The 17,563-nt window shown below is 56.8% G+C and carries 19 protein-coding genes; 13 read left to right on the top strand and 6 right to left on the bottom strand.

All coding sequences use genetic code 11. The features are described from left to right. Positions 1-184 precede the first annotated feature (184 nt). From CPJ18_RS09560 to CPJ18_RS09530, 8 genes are all read left to right on the top strand, one after another. Positions 185-364, top strand: coding sequence for a hypothetical protein (locus tag CPJ18_RS09560; protein WP_077101031.1), 180 nt, complete (start codon positions 185-187; stop codon positions 362-364). Between the two features lie 44 nt (positions 365-408). After that, positions 409-543: a hypothetical protein gene (locus tag CPJ18_RS27445; RefSeq protein WP_281063037.1), complete on the top strand. Its 135-nt coding sequence runs from the start codon at positions 409-411 to the stop codon at positions 541-543. Between the two features lie 243 nt (positions 544-786). Then, positions 787-2,682, top strand: coding sequence for a peptidylprolyl isomerase (locus CPJ18_RS09555; RefSeq protein ID WP_103657839.1), 1,896 nt, complete (start codon positions 787-789; stop codon positions 2,680-2,682). A gap of 25 nt (positions 2,683-2,707) precedes the next feature. Continuing rightward, complete coding sequence (gene trpD, locus CPJ18_RS09550; protein ID WP_103657838.1) at positions 2,708-3,721, top strand: anthranilate phosphoribosyltransferase; 1,014 nt, start codon at positions 2,708-2,710, stop codon at positions 3,719-3,721. Positions 3,722-3,731: 10 nt separating this feature from the next. After that, entirely contained in the window at positions 3,732-4,547 is an 816-nt protein-coding gene (gene trpC, locus CPJ18_RS09545) for an indole-3-glycerol phosphate synthase TrpC (RefSeq protein ID WP_103657837.1), read from the top strand. After that, positions 4,544-5,026 carry a cyclic pyranopterin monophosphate synthase MoaC gene (gene moaC, locus CPJ18_RS09540; RefSeq protein ID WP_103657836.1) on the top strand — a complete coding sequence of 161 codons (483 nt, stop codon included), beginning with the start codon at positions 4,544-4,546 and terminating at the stop codon, positions 5,024-5,026. The genes trpC and moaC overlap by 4 nt, the downstream gene beginning before the upstream one ends. Positions 5,027-5,087: 61 nt before the next feature. Further along, positions 5,088-6,305 carry a molybdopterin molybdotransferase MoeA gene (locus CPJ18_RS09535; RefSeq protein WP_103657835.1) on the top strand — a complete coding sequence of 406 codons (1,218 nt, stop codon included), beginning with the start codon at positions 5,088-5,090 and terminating at the stop codon, positions 6,303-6,305. A 14-nt stretch (positions 6,306-6,319) separates the two neighbouring features. Continuing rightward, entirely contained in the window at positions 6,320-6,796 is a 477-nt protein-coding gene (locus tag CPJ18_RS09530) for a pyridoxamine 5'-phosphate oxidase family protein (protein WP_103657834.1), read from the top strand. 63 nt (positions 6,797-6,859) lie between these two features. Here CPJ18_RS09530 and CPJ18_RS09525 read toward each other — a convergent pair whose 3' ends face one another. From CPJ18_RS09525 to CPJ18_RS09500, 6 genes are all read right to left on the bottom strand, one after another. Further along, positions 6,860-7,573: a DNA helicase gene (locus CPJ18_RS09525; protein ID WP_103657833.1), complete on the bottom strand. Its 714-nt coding sequence runs from the start codon at positions 7,571-7,573 to the stop codon at positions 6,860-6,862. Positions 7,574-7,767: 194 nt separating this feature from the next. Next, the gene (locus CPJ18_RS09520) at positions 7,768-8,637 is read right to left on the bottom strand and encodes an ornithine carbamoyltransferase (protein WP_103657832.1); all 870 of its coding nucleotides are present in this window, start codon (positions 8,635-8,637) and stop codon (positions 7,768-7,770) included. 18 nt (positions 8,638-8,655) lie between these two features. Further along, entirely contained in the window at positions 8,656-10,284 is a 1,629-nt protein-coding gene (locus CPJ18_RS09515) for a CTP synthase (protein WP_103657831.1), read from the bottom strand. A gap of 157 nt (positions 10,285-10,441) precedes the next feature. After that, positions 10,442-10,891, bottom strand: a complete 450-nt coding sequence (gene secG / locus CPJ18_RS09510) for a preprotein translocase subunit SecG (protein ID WP_103657939.1) — start codon at positions 10,889-10,891, stop codon at positions 10,442-10,444. 102 nt (positions 10,892-10,993) lie between these two features. Beyond that, the gene (gene tpiA / locus CPJ18_RS09505; RefSeq protein ID WP_103657830.1) at positions 10,994-11,764 is read right to left on the bottom strand and encodes a triose-phosphate isomerase; all 771 of its coding nucleotides are present in this window, start codon (positions 11,762-11,764) and stop codon (positions 10,994-10,996) included. 184 nt (positions 11,765-11,948) lie between these two features. Then, positions 11,949-12,830, bottom strand: a complete 882-nt coding sequence (locus tag CPJ18_RS09500; RefSeq protein ID WP_103657938.1) for an alpha/beta fold hydrolase — start codon at positions 12,828-12,830, stop codon at positions 11,949-11,951. Between the two features lie 172 nt (positions 12,831-13,002). Here CPJ18_RS09500 and parE point away from each other — a divergent pair, with 172 nt between their 5' ends. From parE to CPJ18_RS09475, 5 genes are all read left to right on the top strand, one after another. Next, on the top strand, positions 13,003-15,069 hold the full coding sequence (parE, locus tag CPJ18_RS09495) for a DNA topoisomerase IV subunit B (protein ID WP_103657829.1): 2,067 nt from the start codon (positions 13,003-13,005) through the stop codon (positions 15,067-15,069). Between the two features lie 109 nt (positions 15,070-15,178). Beyond that, positions 15,179-15,448, top strand: coding sequence for a BrnT family toxin (locus CPJ18_RS09490; RefSeq protein ID WP_103657828.1), 270 nt, complete (start codon positions 15,179-15,181; stop codon positions 15,446-15,448). After that, positions 15,426-15,680, top strand: coding sequence for a BrnA antitoxin family protein (locus tag CPJ18_RS09485; RefSeq protein WP_245445374.1), 255 nt, complete (start codon positions 15,426-15,428; stop codon positions 15,678-15,680). Before CPJ18_RS09490 ends, CPJ18_RS09485 begins: the two co-directional genes overlap by 23 nt. A gap of 159 nt (positions 15,681-15,839) precedes the next feature. Further along, a complete protein-coding gene (grxD, locus tag CPJ18_RS09480) occupies positions 15,840-16,175 on the top strand; it encodes a Grx4 family monothiol glutaredoxin (protein ID WP_077101464.1) in 336 nt (111 codons plus the stop codon). A 135-nt stretch (positions 16,176-16,310) separates the two neighbouring features. Then, positions 16,311-17,519, top strand: a complete 1,209-nt coding sequence (locus tag CPJ18_RS09475) for a multidrug effflux MFS transporter (RefSeq protein ID WP_103657826.1) — start codon at positions 16,311-16,313, stop codon at positions 17,517-17,519. The last annotated feature ends 44 nt before the right edge of the window (positions 17,520-17,563 follow it).

The following is a 17,563-nucleotide window of genomic DNA, read 5'->3' as shown; positions in this document are numbered from 1 at the left end:
AATCGCGACATCCCTCGTCGTTGAATATGTCTTTATGGATTGACGTGAACTGCCGACTTTCTGAACGCCAGATGAACGAAGCATTCAAGCAAGCTTCACAGGCGCAATGCTAATCGATTTTTAACAATTTAGCGGAACTGGATTCAGTATCGCGCGTTCAAATCCCAGGTAAAGGAACAGACAGATGTTTATCAAAGAAAAACAGTCTACTTCGGCTAAGATCGGCGTGATCAGCACAGCTTGGACAATGTTGGTTATTGCGATGCTGGCAACGACGTTCAGCCTTTACGGACAAAAGACACAGCAGAACGGCCCTGACTATCCTCAGCTTACCGCCCGCAGTCAGTATATGAACTACTACTGATCCGTCGGGAGTGATATAGCTACCACCTCTGGAGTTATACTTCCATGCTTACATTCTTGACAGTGCTTATAGCCCTCATCAGCGTAATGTTTGTTGCATCAGTCATCTCGGTGGTGACGGAAACCCGCAAGGAAGGAGAGGACTTCAGAGAGATGATGGAACGCAACAAGGCGTTCTGATCGCGCCAAAAGTGTCCCATACCAACAGTTTTCGACCCCAAACAGCCGCCCATTCGTGAGGCGGCTTTTTTGATGTCACCGTCATCCGCATCGATAACACGGCACCTCAAACCCGCTTCCTCACGCCATCGTTTGCAAACAGGCGCTTTTCAACGGAATTTAGCCTTCAATTTCAAAGTGGATTGATTTAAGGAAGCCCCATAGACCCGGCTAATGGGCAAATATTGTGAGGTTTGCATAACGATGCTCGATTCCCTGAGAAATGCTTCTCGAACTTTGGCGGCAAAGATTCTTCTTCTCCTCCTCGTCCTTTCCTTTGGCGTGTGGGGCGTTTCCGCTTCTCTGGTGTCGACGAACTCGCATGCCGTGATGACGGTTGGCGACCAGACGGTGACGCCGAACGAGTTCCGTTTTGCCTATCAGCGCCAGCTGGCAGATGTTGGCCGCCAGTTCGGCACGCGTCTGACGACGGAGCAGGCGAAAGCATTCGGCATCGACCGCCAGGTGTTCAGTCAGCTTTCTGCGGGTGCCGCGTTGGATGAGCTCGCATCGAAGATGAACCTCGGCCTCTCCGAAGACCGTCTGGCAACGTTGATTGCTGAAGACCCCGCCTTCAAGTCGCCCAGTGGCCAGTTCGACCGCAACCTGTTCAGCCAGCGTCTGCGCGGCGCAGGTTTCAATGAAGATGATTACGTCAAGGAACGCAGCAAGGTCGCCGTGCGTGGCCAGATCGTCGATGCTGTTTCGGATGGCTTCAAGCCGCCGCAGGTCTTGGTCAATGCGCTGAAGCAGTATCGTGATGAGCAGCGCTCCATTGAATACGTCCTTCTGTCGAATGCCAATATCGATCCAGTCAAGGCACCGGGTGACGATGTGCTTGCCGCATGGTTCGAAAAGAACAAGGCGCAGTACCGCGCACCGGAATATCGCAAATTCACCTATGTGAAGCTCGAAGCAACCGACATTGCCGATCAGGGCGCGATTACCGATCAGCAGATTTCTGATTACTATGAGGCCCACAAGGATAGCTTCCGCACGGCCGGACGTCGCACCATCGAGCAGCTGACATTTGCCGATAAGGAAATGGCGGAAGCAGCGGCCGCACAGATTCGCGCCGGTACCACGACCTACGATCAGGTCGTGAAAGATCAGGGCAAGCAGCCCGCAGACGTAACGCTTGGCGAATTCACAAGAGACACCGTTCCTGATCCATCGATTGCCGATGCGGCTTTCGGCATCCAGAAGGATGGCGGCGTGTCTGCGGTTCTCGACGGTGCCTTCGGCCCGGTTATCCTGCGCGTGACCGGCATCAAGAACGAAAGCATGAAGACGCTGGATGAGGCGAAGGAAGAAATTCGCACCACACTTGCCACGACGAAAGCTGCTGAAGAACTGAACAACGTTCATGACCGTTACGAAGATTTGCGTGGCGGCGGCGCGTCCCTGACGGATGCGGCAACTCAGCTCAACCTCAAGCCAGTGACCGTAAACGCCATCGATTCCAACGGCGGCGACGAAAAGGGCAACCCGGTTGAAGGTCTCCCGACCCCTGCCCTGTTGGCCGAAGTCTTCAAGGCCGAACAGGGTGGCGATGCGCCTTCCGTCAACATCGGTCGCGATGGTTACGTCTGGTTCGATCTTCAGCAGATTACTCCGCCACGTGACCGTACGCTTGACGAGGTCAAGGAACAGGTCGTTGCCGACTGGACCGCAGAGCAGCAGCGCACGGCGTTGACCGCAAAGGCGGATGAGTTGAAGGCTCGCGCCGAAAAGGGCGAGGCTCTGGCCGCGATCGCCGGTGAAATGGGTCTTGGCGTTGAAACCAAGATGGGCCTTCGCCGCACCAGCGAAGATGCAGTTCTGGGTCAGCAGGCCGTGTCTGCCGTCTTCGCCGGCGCGCAGGGCCTCGTTGGCGCAGCACCGGATACGGAAGGTTCCAGCCGCATCCTGTTCAAGGTCACCGAAGTCAACACCACGACGCCAACGGATGCGCTCGACAACAGCGACCAGCAGATTACCGCCATGGCAAATGCTGCTGGCGACGATATGCTGGACCAGATGGTCAACCGCCTCCAGAACGATTACGGTGTGACCATCAATCAGGCTGCGGCCGATCAAGCCATGACCGCTGCTTACTAAGCCACTATCCGGGGGACATGAGGACATGGCTGAGCTGAAGCCGCTGATTGCCAAGGTTGCCAATGGCGAAAGCCTGAACCGGGACGAGTCTCGTCAGGCGTTCGACATTCTGATGTCGGGCGGCGCAACGCCATCGCAGATCGGTGGCTTCCTCATGGCCCTGCGCGTGCGCGGAGAAACCGTGGATGAAATCGTCGGCGCCGTGTCGTCCATGCGTTCGCGCATGCTTCCCGTCACCGCGCCTGCCGACGCCATGGATATCGTCGGAACCGGCGGCGATGGCCTTGGCACCTACAACATCTCCACGCTCGCTTCCATTATCGTGGCAGGCACCGGCGTACCTGTTGCCAAGCATGGCAACCGCGCCTTGAGTTCAAAATCAGGCACGGCGGATGCGCTTTCAGCACTCGGTGTGAAACTCGATATCGGACCGGAACTGATCAGTCGCTGCGTCAGCGAAGCCGGTCTCGGCTTCATGTTCGCCCAGCTTCACCATTCCGCCATGCGCCATGTTGGCCCCAGCCGGGTGGAGCTTGGCACACGCACCGTCTTCAACCTGCTCGGACCTCTCTCCAATCCGGCGGGCGCGAAGAAACAATTGCTCGGCGTCTTTTCGCCACGCTGGCTCGTGCCGCTGGCAGAAGTGCTGCGTGATCTCGGCTCCGAAAGCATCTGGGTCGTTCACGGTGACGGTCTGGATGAAATCACCACCACCGGCACCACACACGTGGCAGCACTTGAGAATGGCAAGATCAGAACCTTCGATCTAACGCCAAAGGATTTCGGCGTTGATGTCGCCAGCATCGAAGACCTCAAGGGCGGCGATGGCATTGCCAATGCGGCCGCTCTTCGCGGCGTTCTGGGCGGAGCCAAGAACCCTTATCGGGATATTTCCCTGTGCAACGCCGCTGCCGCTCTGGTGGTCGCAGGCAAGGCCGAAACATTGTCAGATGGCATGAAGATCGCAAGCGCCTCTCTGGAGGATGGCAAGGCCGCTGCGGCCCTCGACAGGCTGGTTGCGGTTTCGAACGAGGAGTAGGGGCAAGCCCATGAGCGACATTCTGAAAAAGATCGAGGCCTACAAGCGCGAAGAGATCGAGGCTGCGAAAGCCAAGGTATCCCTGGCCGATCTCAAAGCCATGGCTGCCGATCAGACCGCACCGCGCGGTTTTTACAATGCGCTGAAGCGCAAACAGGCGGATGGCACATTCGGCCTCATTGCGGAAATCAAGAAGGCCAGCCCATCCAAGGGTCTCATCCGCCCGGATTTCGATCCGCCCGCTCTGGCAAAAGCCTATGAAGCCGGTGGTGCCGCCTGCCTTTCGGTGCTGACCGATACGCCGAGTTTTCAAGGCGCGCCGGAATTTCTGACGGCTGCGCGTGACGCCTGCGCCCTGCCCGCGCTGCGCAAGGACTTCATGTTCGAAACCTATCAGGTCCATGAAGCTCGCGCCTGGGGTGCCGATTGCATTCTTCTCATCATGGCATCGCTTTCCGATGACGAAGCCAAGCGCCTGGAAGACGAAGCCTTCTCGCTGGGCATGGATGTTCTGGTGGAAGTGCATGACGAGGAAGAGACCGAACGGGCGCTGAAACTCGCCTCTCCGCTGCTCGGCATCAACAATCGCAACCTGCGCACCTTCGACGTCAGCCTGGAAACCAGCGAGCGGCTGGCCTCGATGGTTCCTGCCGACAAACTGCTGGTCGGCGAAAGTGGCATCTTCACCTTCGAAGACTGCACGCGCCTCCAGACATCAGGCATAACGACATTCCTCGTTGGTGAAAGCCTGATGCGCAAGGATGACGTCGCAGCTGCCACCCACACGCTGCTGACAGGCCGCAACGACATTCTGGCAGCCGAATGAGCGACGATCTGAGCCTCACCCATATCGGTGCGTCTGGCGAAGCGCATATGGTCGATGTCGGTGACAAGGCCGAAACCATACGCGTTGCGGTCGCCGAGGGTTTCGTGAAGATGAAGCCGGAAACGCTGTCGCTGATCCGCGATGGCAATGCCAAGAAAGGCGACGTGATCGGCACGGCGCGTCTGGCCGGCATCATGGCCGCCAAGCAGACATCCAACCTCATTCCGCTGTGCCACCCCTTGATGCTGACCAAAGTCTCGGTGGATATTTCCGAGGATGACGCCCTGCCCGGCCTGCGCGTTCAGGCCACGGTAAAGCTGTCCGGCAAGACGGGCGTCGAAATGGAAGCACTGACCGCAGTTTCCATCGCGTGCCTTACCATCTACGATATGGCGAAAGCCGCCGACAAAGGCATGGAGATCGGCTCCATCCGCCTTTTGGAAAAAACGGGCGGAAAATCCGGTCACTTCAAGGCCTGAACAGAAGAGTGAACGTGGCACTGCCGGATTTATTCAGGCGGCCACAGGAAGAGGAAACGCCATGAAACCCCTCTTGCCCGTTGCTGAAGCCCAGGCGCGATTGCTGGGTGCTGCAACACCTGTCACAGCCATTGAACTCGTAGCGCTGGCAGATGCAGATCAACGCGTTCTCGCCCGCGATCTGCACGCCCGGCTCACGCAGCCACCTTTCGATGCTTCTGCCATGGATGGATATGCGCTGAGAGCAGCAGATGCCCCGCAGATGGGCTCGACTTTGACCGTTATCGGCACGGCAGCAGCGGGTCATGCCTTTTCCGGTACAGTCGGTGAAGGTCACGCCGTGCGCATCTTTACCGGCGCGCCGTTGCCTGAAGGTGCCGACGCGGTTCTCATTCAGGAGGATGCCGAGCTTCTCGACGCTGGCAAGATCCGCACCACCTTCGACGTCACCGCAGGGAGACATATTCGGCCCCGTGGCCAGGATTTCCTGGAAGGCGAAGCGGTACTGAAGGCGGGAACGGAACTGGCTTTCACGGACATCACCGTCGCCGCTGCCATGAACCATGCGGAGCTTGCCGTCTATCGCAAGCCTGTCATCGCCATTCTGGCAACGGGTGACGAACTGGTGCCACCGGGCGGGGCCCCCAAAGCCGCGCAGATCATCGCCTCGAACACCTTCGGTGTTTCGGCCCTAGCCCGCAAAGCCGGTGCCGACATTCTCGACCTCGGCATCGTGCCAGACGACGCAACCCTCATTCGCGCCGCAATCGACAAAGCCGTGGCTGCCCGCGCCGACGTTCTCGTCACACTGGGCGGCGCCTCCGTTGGTGATCACGATCTTGTTCAGGCGGCATTGAAGGCACAAGGAATGGTGCTCGACTTCTGGCGCATCGCCATGCGCCCCGGCAAACCGCTGATCGTCGGCTCGATAGGGGAAATGCAGGTGCTGGGCCTGCCCGGCAACCCCGTCGCCAGCCTCGTATGCAGCCTGCTCTTTCTGGAACCCCTCATCCAAAAACTGAGCCACCGCCCAATCGCCCCCCGCGAAACAACCGCCAGAACCGCCACGACACTCAAAGCCAACGATATCAGGCAAGACTATCTCCGCGCTCGAATCATCGGCCACGAGAACGGTCAGCAAGTTGTCGAAGCCTTCACCAAACAGGATTCAGCGATGATGAAAATCATGGCGCAGTCAGATTGTCTGATCGTACGCGCGCCGTTTGCTCAGGAGTTGGAGGCTGGTGGGGAGTGTGTGGTGGTTAGGTTGCGGGCGTAGTTGGGAGAATTCCGATGAACACAATCAATGAAGCGATCCAAACCGACATAGATAACTCTGTCTTATGTTGGCTCGCCACAGCAGATTCGTCGGGCGTTCCAAACGTAAGTCCTAAGGAAATTTTTTCGAGTTATGGCGAGGATCGTATCATCGTCGCTGATATTGCCTCGGCCAATTCCGTCCGAAATATTCGCGCCGACCCCAATGTCTGCGTCAGCTTCATTGATATCTTCCGCCAACGTGGATTCAAGATTGTAGGAACGGCCGTTATCATTGAGAAGGACGATGCCAATTTTGCGATCGTTGGCGCACAGGTACTGCAAATGGCTGGCGACGATTATCCAATCCAGCGCATCATCTCGATTGAAATTACGAAAATTTCACGCATTTGGGCTCCAAGCTACAAGCTCTTTCCCGACAGATCAGAGGCAGACCGCATGCGAGGCGCATATGACGCCTATGCCGTTACGCCAAACGCCGTGGCGGAATGATGCCTTCAACATTATGGGGAAGGCCGTCGCAACTTTTCTATGCTGCCACGACGGCCCTTGGCACTAAGCTACCTTTTTAAAATCCATCTCGTTTCCATGCAAAAAGCATGTTTTGGTAAAGAGACCCAGATCGATATCATTGGGTAGACGAATGTCGTTGATGTCAGGAAGTCGCTTCGCATCCGGGTCGAAAGATCGGTCGATTTGAGAGACAAAGACCACGATTGCCCCAGTCCTTCTCGCAAATTCAGCAAGAGCCAAAACCTGCTCCGAAAGCGGTGGCTTGCTTCGGTCTTGGTCCAGGATTTGGAGGAAATCGATAACGATGACACTTCCTCTTTCCACGCCTGTAAGATGCTGGATGATGTAATCGGCACTGATTGCATTGGACGTCATGATCTGGAGCGTATCGGCAACCTCAGAATTGCCTTTACTGATCGTGCGGATGTGCTGCCAGGCCTGTTGTTCCGTAAACTCGAGCGTGAACAAAATAGCTCGTCTTTTATCCCGAAGTGCATCCACTAAAAGGCGCAAAGCAAATCTTGTCTTGCCCTGCCCGGGGCGACCAGCCACCAGCAGCATGTCGCCATCGTGCAACCGATCAAGTGCTTTCTCCGGCTCTTTCAGTGCCATGTAATGCGAGGACAGCAGGCTCCAGCTTGCAAAGCCTTCTTCCCGAGCTATCGCGTCCAATGTCGTGTGCAACGGCATTTTCTGATCGCGGGCCATAAGCTTTGCCCGACGTTTCAACTGAAATATGGGTGCAGATAGTGTCATCGATTGACCTCCTCTACGAGCCGTACGCGCAACCCCTCCTTATGCGTCGCTCGAACAGGTGGTTCGATGATAGTCAGGTCACCCCATACGGACAGTACTTCCCCGATAGGAGGGAGGAGGCGTGGGTCAAGCCTAAACCAATGCTAGCGCTCGTGGTGATTCGGTTCAAGCATGTGTGTGGGTCGGCAGCTCTTTCAGGGCTCGGAAACCACCCATTCCAACAAAGCGTTCTGGGCGTGGAGCAAGTAAGCCTTCGCCACTTGGCTCTGGCAAAGCATATGTTCCATGGCGTCGTCACTCACTTCCCTGCCTCGCTCCACGGGCGGACACGGAAGAAAAATGGCATCAGTTTTGAGCTGATCCAGAACGGCTGCGGTTATGCGGAACTGCTTCAATTGCTCTGGATCGCCATCGCGCACCCAGGAATCAGTAATAACGACATCCGCATTCATCAACTCCCGCATATCGGTGCTCGCGCGAAAACGCTCATTCAGCAGCCGCTTTTCGCGAACATGCCATTGTTGAGGATAGACCTGCACGACGTCGATGGGTAACGCGATGGATGCCTCGACCCAAGAGCGCAGAATATTGGCGTCGGGTGCCACGCACACCACTTTCAGGCCTTCGATATTACCGCGCTGACGTTTAATATAGCTCAGATCACCCAGCGTTTCACACGGATGATTGGATGTAGTACGGGCATTGATCACAGGTGCCTTTGAGCAAGCATCTAACTCTCTCAATGTTTCGAGAGATCGCGTGCGCAAGATGAGAATATCGAACCAGTTGTCGAGATAGCCGGCCAAATCGGCTGTCGTTTCACGCACGTCGAATTGGACGGGAGGTTGTACGCTCAATCCGCCCATGGCTTGAATACCAAGATCGAACGCAGTCGTGTTGCGCCAACCCGTATCAGCGGCAATGACCGCCAAACGTTTTCCCGCCAGGCATTGCGGCATGGTCCTCAACGACCAAGCCCGCGCTAATTCCTCGGCACGGGCTATGATTGCGTTCAACGTGTCTGCATCAAGCTGATGGAATTCCAGAAAACTCTTCTTTGTCATCGTTTTCCGGGATGCTCCTCAAACCAACCGGCTCCGCTCCAGCGCCGCTTCAATAAAACTCGCAAACAAAGGATGCGGGTCGAGCGGGCGGCTCTTAAGTTCGGGGTGGTATTGCACGCCGATGAACCATGGATGGTCAGTGTACTCAACTGTCTCAGGCAGAACGCCGTCCGGGGACATGCCGGAGAAGACGAGGCCGCAGTTTTCGAGGCGGTCTTTGTAGTCTACGTTGACTTCATAGCGGTGGCGGTGGCGCTCGGAGATATCCGTGGAGCCGTAGATTTCGGCGATCTTGGTGTCTTTCTTGAGCGATGCCTTGTAAGCACCCAGACGCATCGTGCCGCCGAGGTCGCCGGCCGCGTTGCGCTTCTCAAGCTCGTTGCCCTTGACCCACTCGGTCATCAGGCCAACGACAGGCTCCGGCGTGGTGCCGAATTCGGTAGAGGAGGCCTTTTCGATGCCAGCCAGATTGCGGGCCGCTTCCACGACTGCCATCTGCATGCCGAAGCAAATGCCGAAGTAAGGCACCTGACGCTCACGGGCATATTGGGCCGCGCGGATTTTGCCTTCAGAGCCACGCTCACCGAAACCGCCGGGAACGAGGATGGCATCGACCTTTTCGAGATACGGTGCTGGATCTTCCTTTTCGAAGACTTCCGACTCGATCCATTCCAGATTGACCTTGACGCGGTTGGCAAAGCCACCGTGATGCAGGGCTTCGATCAACGACTTATACGCGTCCTTGAGGCCGGTATATTTGCCGACGATCGCAATCGTCACTTCGCCTTCCGGCGTGTGGATGCGGTTGCAGACCTCTTCCCACTGCTCCAGGCGTGGCTTTGGCGCAGGCTCGATGCCGAAGGCGGCCAGCACTTCGTTGTCGAGGCCTTCCTTGTGGTAGGCAATCGGAACGTCATAGATGTTGGCCACGTCAAGCGCCTGAATGACAGCGGATGGACGCACGTTGCAAAACAGAGAAAGCTTGCGGCGTTCGGCCTCGGGAATTTCCCGGTCGGCACGCACCAGCAGAATATCCGGGTGAATACCCAGCGCCTGCAATTCCTTGACGGAGTGCTGCGTCGGCTTCGTCTTCAACTCGCCGGCTGCAGGAATGTAAGGCATCAGCGTCAGGTGAACGAAGATGGCCGTGCCGCGTGGCAGGTCGTTCTTGGCCTGACGGATCGCCTCCATGAACGGCATGGCTTCGATGTCGCCCACCGTGCCGCCGATTTCGCAGATGACGAAGTCGTATTCCTCATTGCCTTCGGTCACGAAATTCTTGATTTCGTTGGTGACGTGCGGAATGACCTGCACCGTCGCGCCGAGATAATCGCCGCGGCGTTCCTTGTCGATGATGTTCTTGTAGATACGACCCGTGGTGATGTTGTCGGTCTTGGTGGCCGAACGTCCTGTAAAGCGTTCGTAGTGACCAAGATCGAGATCCGTCTCCGCGCCGTCATCGGTCACGAACACTTCACCGTGCTGGGTGGGGCTCATCGTGCCGGGGTCGACATTGAGATAGGGGTCAAGTTTGCGAAGTCGCACCCGGTAACCACGGGATTGCAACAACGCTCCGAGTGCTGCAGCGGCAATGCCCTTACCAAGAGAGGAGACCACGCCGCCTGTTATGAATACATATCGCGCCATGGGATTCACCGGTTACCTTTAATTGAGTGATTCCGCCAGCCAAAATTTATGTCAGAGCGCATTCATCTGTTGATGACGCGACACGGCATGGCCGGAATGTGAACAAAAGAAAACCGGCAGGCTTTTGGCCTGCCGGAGTGTTATGCGTCAACCGGGTTTATTGGCCGGTCGGAACTGCGTTCGAATTGGCCGGGGCTGGTGTTGCCGGAGCCGGGGTCGCTGGTGGCGGCGTCGTTGTCGACGGGGCGGCAGCGCCGTTGGTCGATGATGGCACACCGTTCTGAGCCGGAGCAGCAGGCGTCGAAGACGATGGCCCAAGCGTATCGAGAATGCCGTTGCCCTGACCCTGTGTCGCCGGAATGCGATCCAGAATATCCGTTGGGCGCGCTTCGTAGCGTGTCAGAAGACCAAGGCCGAGAGACGTGACGAAGAACAGCGCCGCAAGGATGGCTGTTGCGCGCGTCAGCGCATTGGCAGTGCCGCGCGCGGACATGAAGCCGGAGCCGCCGCCGATACCAAGGCCACCGCCTTCGGAGCGCTGAACCAGAACCACACCGACGAGCGCCAGCACGATCATGAGATGAATAACAATCAGTACGTTCTGCATGACAATCCATTCCATGCCCCGTTTGGAGCACAATGAAGAAGTTTGCGGCTCTTTACATGAGGCGAAAGCGTATTCCAACCCCCTGCGAGACGAAAGACGACATCAAGCCGTCAATTGCTCATATGCCGCGTAGATGGAGAGAAAATCGGACGCTTTCAAGCTGGCACCACCAATCAGCGCGCCATCGACATTCTCGACGCCCATCAGTTCCAGCGCGTTGGTTGGCTTGACCGAGCCACCGTAGAGAATACGCATGCCCTGCCCTTCCGCACCGAAGCGCTTGACCAGTTCCTCACGCATGAAGGCGTGCGCTTCCTTAACATCCTGCGTGGTCGGCGTCAGGCCGGTGCCGATGGCCCACACTGGCTCATAGGCAATCACGGTGTTTTCTGCCACAGCCTCGTCCGGCAGAGAGCCGGAAAGCTGGCGCTTGAGAACATCCAGCGTCTGGCCGGCTTTGCGTTCATCCGCCGTCTCGCCAATGCAGATGATGGCGACCAGTTCCGCCGCATAGGCCGCAGTGGCCTTGGCGCGAACCAGATGGTCGGTTTCGGCATGGTCCGTGCGGCGCTCCGAGTGGCCGACGATGACATGGGTGCCGAAGCAATCGGCAATCATTTCAGCGGAAATATCACCCGTATGGGCACCCGACGGGTTCTGGTGGCAATCCTGCGCGCCGATCTTCAATGGGCTGTCATCGCACAGCGCCGTTGCCACATAAAGTAGCGTGGAAGGCGGGCAGATCAGTGCGTCCACCTTGTCCGAAAGTGGACCTTTGACACCCTCGGCCATCGCTTTGATCTGATCAAGCGAATCGCGTGTTCCGTTCATCTTCCAGTTTCCAGCGACGAGCGGGCGAACATCAGGGGTCATGGGCGATCTATTCCTCTTAACTTCAAAAGCGCTCACCAAAGTGCAAGCGCTTATGGCGGCCAGTTTCCATTATGTCTTAAAGGCTAGCGATTGTATTTGGTACAAAAAAGAATGCTTTTGGTTCATAACATTGGTTAAAATCGCAGCAATTCGCTTGTTTTCGTCGTTTTGACGCCATCCCTGCTCAATGCGTGACCAAAAAATTCAGCACCGCACGCCAGTCCGTCATGCGTACCGGGGTACCGTGGGTGCCGGATTGATAGAGCGTGAAGCGTGTCGGCTGGCCAGCTTTCAGCAATGTGCGGAAAATACCCGCCTGCTGCTGCGCCGAATAAACCTTGTCTTCGCTGCCATGCGTAAACCAGACGGGCTTTTTGGCTTTCGCAAAAACGCTTTTGGGAAAGTCCGGGTCAACCGCACCGCCAAGAATTGCCATGCCCTTGAGATTCGACACTGCCTGCGCATCGCGGCTGATACCATAGCAAATGAAACTGCCCATGGACGCACAGGCGAGAATGACGGGACGCCCGCCGGAATTGGCGTTTGCATCAGCAATTAATGCGGTAATATCCGCCACGCCCTTCTCATCGAAGCTACGCACGCTCGGCGCATAATAGGTGCCGCCATTGGCAACCGCCAAATTCTTCAGTCGATTGAAATTGCCGCCGAAGGTATAGTCATTCATGCCCAGCCTGCGATCGCCGCCGCGACCGTGAATGAAGATCACTGTGAAGGCCTGACCGGTTGCCGCACCAACGCGACCAACCTCCAGCGCCCTGCCCCCAACCGCGACTGTCTCCAGCTCTTGAAACTTCTTCGGCGCAAGGTCGACATATTGGCGCTTCACCCGTCGCTCCGGCGTATCGTCGCGCCCATTGATGTCACGCATTTCCTGATAATCGATAATTTCAGACGCGCCATTATCGCCTGTGGAAAGCACCGGCTGGTTGGAAAACAGCTCGTCCTTGAAGGGTTTCAGCGGCCCGCTGCTGCTTTGTGCAGAGGCTGGCACGATGGCAACAGACAGGCAAAAAAGAGTACAAAAGGTGAAGATAGCTGTGGACATGCCTTGAGGAACCATTTCATTTGAGCCAGAACACTTGCCATCCGGGCAAGCGCGGCGCAATCCTTGGACGACGCGAAAACCGATCATCCGTGCTTGAGTAGCAACATTGGGTTGCCGTTGTGGCAAATCATATGCCTGCTCGCATGGCCAAATTCTGACTGAACTGGGCACAATGGACGACAGCAACGATCTTTTTTCAAGCCAATCCGCTGCAAAGCAACAGGAGCCGGAGCCGCGTGAACCGGCGCTCACGCCTGTGGTGAAAGCTGTCGCCAGCGCGCCGAAGCCTGCGGTCGCAACCACCTCGTCCGAGCAGGAATATGGTGCTTCGTCCATCCGGGTGCTGGAAGGGCTGGAGCCCGTGCGCATGCGTCCCGGCATGTATATTGGCGGCACGGATGAAAAAGCGCTGCACCACCTGTTTGCCGAAGTCATCGACAACTCCATGGACGAGGCCGTCGCCGGCCACGCCAATTTCATCGAAGTCCACCTGGACACCGAAGGCTTTTTGACGGTCAGCGACAACGGTCGCGGTATTCCCGTGGAAAACCACCCGCAGGTTCCCGGCAAGTCCACGCTTGAAGTCATCATGACCAAGCTGCATGCGGGCGGCAAGTTCGATGGCAAAGCCTATGAAACGTCGGGCGGCCTTCACGGCGTCGGCGTATCCGTCGTCAATGCGCTGTCCGACCTACTCGAAGTGGAAGTGGCCCGAAACCGCAAGCTTTATCGCCAGCGTTTTTCACGCGGCATTCCCATGGGCGGTCTCGAAGAACTGGGCGATGTGCACAATCGTCGCGGTACGCGCGTTCGTTTCCATCCCGATCCGCAGATTTTTGGCGACCACGCAAAGTTCGACCCGGCCCGCATTTTTCGCATGGCGCGTTCCAAGGCCTATCTGTTCGGCGGCGTCGAGATACGCTGGAGCTGCGATCCCGGCATGGTGCCACCGGACGGTGACATTCCGGAAAAGGCTGTTTTCCACTTCCCCGGTGGCCTGAAGGATTATCTGGCGGCAACGCTGGGCAAGGACTTTACCGTTACTCGCGAAATCTTTTCTGGCAAGACGGAAAAGACCGGCGGTCACGGCGCCATGGAATGGGCCGTGACTTGGTATGGTGGCGATGCCCAGCTGCATTCCTACTGCAACACCATCCCCACGCCTGAAGGCGGCACCCACGAGGCTGGCCTGCGCATCGCGCTGACCAAGGGGCTTAAGAACTACGCCGAACTGACGCAGAACAAGCGCGCCCGCGAGATCACCACCGATGACGTGATGATCTCAGCCGTCGGCATGCTGTCCGTCTTCATTCGCGAGCCGGAATTCGTCGGGCAGACGAAGGACAAGCTGGCAACCGTCGAAGCCCAGCGCATCGTTGAAAACGCGCTACGTGACCCATTCGACCATTATCTCGCCGGCAACCCCAACGAAGCGGCAAAGCTTCTGGATTGGGTCATCGAGCGCTGCGAAGAGCGTCTTCGTCGCCGCAAGGAAAAAGAAGTCAACCGCAAGACCGCCGTTCGCAAGTTGCGCCTCCCCGGCAAGCTGGCGGATTGCTCGCAGAACACAGCCGAAGGTGCCGAGCTTTTCATCGTCGAGGGTGATTCGGCTGGCGGTTCGGCCAAGCAGGCGCGCAACCGCGCCAATCAGGCCATTCTGCCGTTGCGTGGTAAAATCCTCAACGTCGGCAGTGCCAGCCGCGAAAAGCTTTCCGCCAACCAGCAGATCGCCGATCTCATCCAGGCACTCGGTTGCGGCACCCGCACCAAGTACCGCGACGAGGATTTGCGTTACGAGCGCATCGTCATCATGACCGATGCCGACGTAGACGGCGCGCACATTGCCTCGCTGCTGATCACCTTCTTCTATCAGGAAATGCCCGAACTCATCCGCGGCAGCCATCTCTATCTGGCCGTGCCGCCGCTCTACGTCATTCGTCAGGGTGCCAAGACGGTCTACGCCCGCGATGACGTGCATCGTGCCGAGCTGATGGAAACGGTCTTCAAAGGCAAAAAGGTCGAAATCGGCCGCTTCAAAGGCCTTGGCGAAATGATGCCGGCGCAGTTGAAGGAAACCACCATGGACCCATCCAAGCGCACCCTTCTGCGCGTGGAAATCGATGACGTGGATTTCGAAGGCACCCGCGAAGCCGTGGACAACCTGATGGGCACCAAGCCCGAAGCCCGCTTCCGCTTCATTCAGGATCGTTCGGCATTCGCGGAAAATCTGGATATTTGAGATAGTGGTAACCTATACCCTGATCCGGATATTATGAAAGGGGTGCCTTAAGTTTGCGTCCCCAACAGTATGTATATTGCAATTCACCCACTTAAATCGTATATACAATATGGAAATTGAATTCGACCCTGCCAAAGATGAAATCAATATCGAAAAGCACGGGATGTCTCTTTCTCGAGCGGTCGATCTCGAAATTCTTGCCTTCGTTGAGGATGACCGTAACAGATACGGAGAGGTTCGATACCGGGCATGGGGCCTGATTGATGGCAAACCACATTGCCTGGCCTTTACGCACCGAGACGGACGACTACGCGCGATCAGTCTTCGTCGGGCGCACAAGAAGGAGTATGACAGTTATGTCAAACAAAACAGTCATTGATGCCGACAATCCGGAATGGACCGATGCCGATTTCGGGCGTGCAAAACCTGCGTCGCAACTGCCTGATGATATCGCGGCGTTTTTTCCCAAAACACGCGGCCAGCAAAAAGCACCGACGAAAATTCCCCTCTCCATTCGCTTGAGCCCGGAGGTGGTGGACCATTACAAGGCGACAGGCCCCGGCTGGCAGGCGCGCATTGACGACGTATTGAAAAAAGCTGCTGGTCTCTGATCAGCCCAGCTCGTTCTGTCTCGTATACCGACCAACGCACAGACGATATGCGCGATCCGCTTGGATTTTTTGCCATTCATGGCTGGAAATCGCCCGCCACCATGTTATTTAAGAACAAACGAAGCAGCGGCCTTGAACCGCGTGTGAAAGGAAATGGCCATGAGCGGCATTCACGAAATGATCGACGGCGAAGTGAAGAGCAACGATATCGTGCTTTTCATGAAAGGCACCCCGCAGTTCCCGCAGTGTGGTTTCTCCGGGCAGGTCGTACAGATCCTCGATTACCTCGGCCTGCAGTATAAGGGCATCAACGTGCTTGCCGACGCAGATCTGCGTCAGGGCATCAAGGATTACGCCAACTGGCCCACCATTCCGCAGCTTTACATCAAGGGTGAGTTTGTTGGCGGCTGTGACATCATAAAAGAGATGTTCCAGTCGGGCGAGCTTCAGGACCAACTTCAGGAACAGGGTATCAGCGTCCGCGGAGCGGCCTGATTCCGGCCGGGATAACCCGGCCCCCCTACTTTTAAAAACATGTCTAGGCGTTGCCCCAAGCAACGCCTTTGCCGTTCTTTTGGGACAACGTCTGTGACAAATCTTTCACAATCTGATCCGGCGCGCGCCATCTCCATGGGGCGCACGGAATTTATCGGTCTCGCAGCCGCGCTCATGGCGCTGAACGCACTCGCCATCGACATCATGCTTCCTGGCTTGCAGGAAATCGGCGCGTCGCTGGGTGTCGATAATGAAAACCATCGGCAATATGTCATCTCGGCCTATCTGCTGGGTTTTGGCATTTCGCAACTGTTCTACGGCCCGATTGCAGACCGCTTCGGTCGTCGCAAACCCATGCTGTTCGGCCTCGGCATCTATATTCTCTCCTCCATAGCGGTGATCTTCGTTCCGTCCTTCGCAGGCCTTCTCGTCCTGCGCTTCATTCAGGGCATCGGTTCGGCAGCAACACGCGTCATTACCATTTCCATCGTTCGTGATATTTACGGCGGACGACAGATGGCGGAAGTCATGTCGCTGATCATGATGGTGTTCATGGTCGTACCGGTCATCGCACCGGGTACAGGACAGATCGTGCTGTTTTTCGGTGATTGGCATCTGATCTTCGGCTTCATGGCTGCAATTGCCGCCATCGTTACCGTCTGGATGTATCTGCGTCTGCCGGAAACTCTGCACCCTGAAGACGTGCGTCCGCTTACCGTCGCATCTGTCCTGCAGGGCTTCAAAATCGTTCTCACGAACCGCGTGGCGCTTTGCTACACCATCGCCAGCACCGTCATCTTCGGCGCGCTGTTCGGCTTCATCAACTCGGCAGAACAGGTCTATAAGGGCATTTATGGACTTGGTGCCTGGTTCGCTGCTGCCTTTGCCGGTGTGGCCCTGTTCATGGCGCTGTCGTCCTTCCTCAATTCCCGCCTCGTCGGTCATTTTGGAATGAGAAAGCTGTCGCATGGCTCGTTGATCGGCTTCATCGTCATCACATTCGTGTGGCTGATGGCGCAGATTTTCGGACCCCAGCCCATGCCGTTCTTCCTGTTTATCGTGATGTTCGCCTTGGCGATGTTCCAGTTCGGCCTCATTGGCTCGAACTTCAACTCTCTGGCCATGGAACCGCTGGGTCATGTCGCCGGTACGGCCTCATCGGTCATCGGCTTCATGAGCACGATCGGCGGCTCTATGATCGGCGCGGCCATCGGCCAGGCTTTCGATGGCACGGCTCTGCCGATGGTGGGCGGCTTCTTCATCGTTTCCGTCGTGGGCCTCAGCTTCGTGCTGCTTGGCGAAAAAGGTATCCTGTTTCATCCACAGAACAAACCGACACATTGAAAATACCAAGAACGCAAAAGGCGCGGATGGAGACATCCGCGCCT

The organism is Agrobacterium rosae, assembly GCF_002915175.1.
Classification (GTDB): domain Bacteria; phylum Pseudomonadota; class Alphaproteobacteria; order Rhizobiales; family Rhizobiaceae; genus Agrobacterium; species Agrobacterium rosae.
Note: the sequence above shows the minus strand (reverse complement) of the source record. Positions and strands in the feature narration are given on the sequence as shown.

Excerpts from the sequence above, each read along its gene's own strand:
- CPJ18_RS09530 (WP_103657834.1), top strand. The coding sequence starts at position 6,320 with ATGAACACAATCAATGAAGCGATCCAAACCGACATAGATAACTCTGTC.
- CPJ18_RS09500 (WP_103657938.1), bottom strand. The coding sequence starts at position 12,830 with ATGTCCACAGCTATCTTCACCTTTTGTACTCTTTTTTGCCTGTCTGTT.
- CPJ18_RS09475 (WP_103657826.1), top strand. The coding sequence starts at position 16,311 with ATGGGGCGCACGGAATTTATCGGTCTCGCAGCCGCGCTCATGGCGCTG.
- CPJ18_RS09520 (WP_103657832.1), bottom strand. The coding sequence starts at position 8,637 with ATGACAAAGAAGAGTTTTCTGGAATTCCATCAGCTTGATGCAGACACG.
- CPJ18_RS09535 (WP_103657835.1), top strand. The coding sequence starts at position 5,088 with ATGAAACCCCTCTTGCCCGTTGCTGAAGCCCAGGCGCGATTGCTGGGT.
- CPJ18_RS27445 (WP_281063037.1), top strand. The coding sequence starts at position 409 with ATGCTTACATTCTTGACAGTGCTTATAGCCCTCATCAGCGTAATGTTT.
- CPJ18_RS09560 (WP_077101031.1), top strand. The coding sequence starts at position 185 with ATGTTTATCAAAGAAAAACAGTCTACTTCGGCTAAGATCGGCGTGATC.
- CPJ18_RS09515 (WP_103657831.1), bottom strand. The coding sequence starts at position 10,284 with ATGGCGCGATATGTATTCATAACAGGCGGCGTGGTCTCCTCTCTTGGT.
- CPJ18_RS09525 (WP_103657833.1), bottom strand. The coding sequence starts at position 7,573 with ATGACACTATCTGCACCCATATTTCAGTTGAAACGTCGGGCAAAGCTT.
- trpC (WP_103657837.1), top strand. The coding sequence starts at position 3,732 with ATGAGCGACATTCTGAAAAAGATCGAGGCCTACAAGCGCGAAGAGATC.
- moaC (WP_103657836.1), top strand. The coding sequence starts at position 4,544 with ATGAGCGACGATCTGAGCCTCACCCATATCGGTGCGTCTGGCGAAGCG.
- CPJ18_RS09485 (WP_245445374.1), top strand. The coding sequence starts at position 15,426 with ATGTCAAACAAAACAGTCATTGATGCCGACAATCCGGAATGGACCGAT.
- CPJ18_RS09555 (WP_103657839.1), top strand. The coding sequence starts at position 787 with ATGCTCGATTCCCTGAGAAATGCTTCTCGAACTTTGGCGGCAAAGATT.
- grxD (WP_077101464.1), top strand. The coding sequence starts at position 15,840 with ATGAGCGGCATTCACGAAATGATCGACGGCGAAGTGAAGAGCAACGAT.
- trpD (WP_103657838.1), top strand. The coding sequence starts at position 2,708 with ATGGCTGAGCTGAAGCCGCTGATTGCCAAGGTTGCCAATGGCGAAAGC.
- secG (WP_103657939.1), bottom strand. The coding sequence starts at position 10,891 with ATGCAGAACGTACTGATTGTTATTCATCTCATGATCGTGCTGGCGCTC.
- CPJ18_RS09490 (WP_103657828.1), top strand. The coding sequence starts at position 15,179 with ATGGAAATTGAATTCGACCCTGCCAAAGATGAAATCAATATCGAAAAG.
- parE (WP_103657829.1), top strand. The coding sequence starts at position 13,003 with ATGGACGACAGCAACGATCTTTTTTCAAGCCAATCCGCTGCAAAGCAA.
- tpiA (WP_103657830.1), bottom strand. The coding sequence starts at position 11,764 with ATGACCCCTGATGTTCGCCCGCTCGTCGCTGGAAACTGGAAGATGAAC.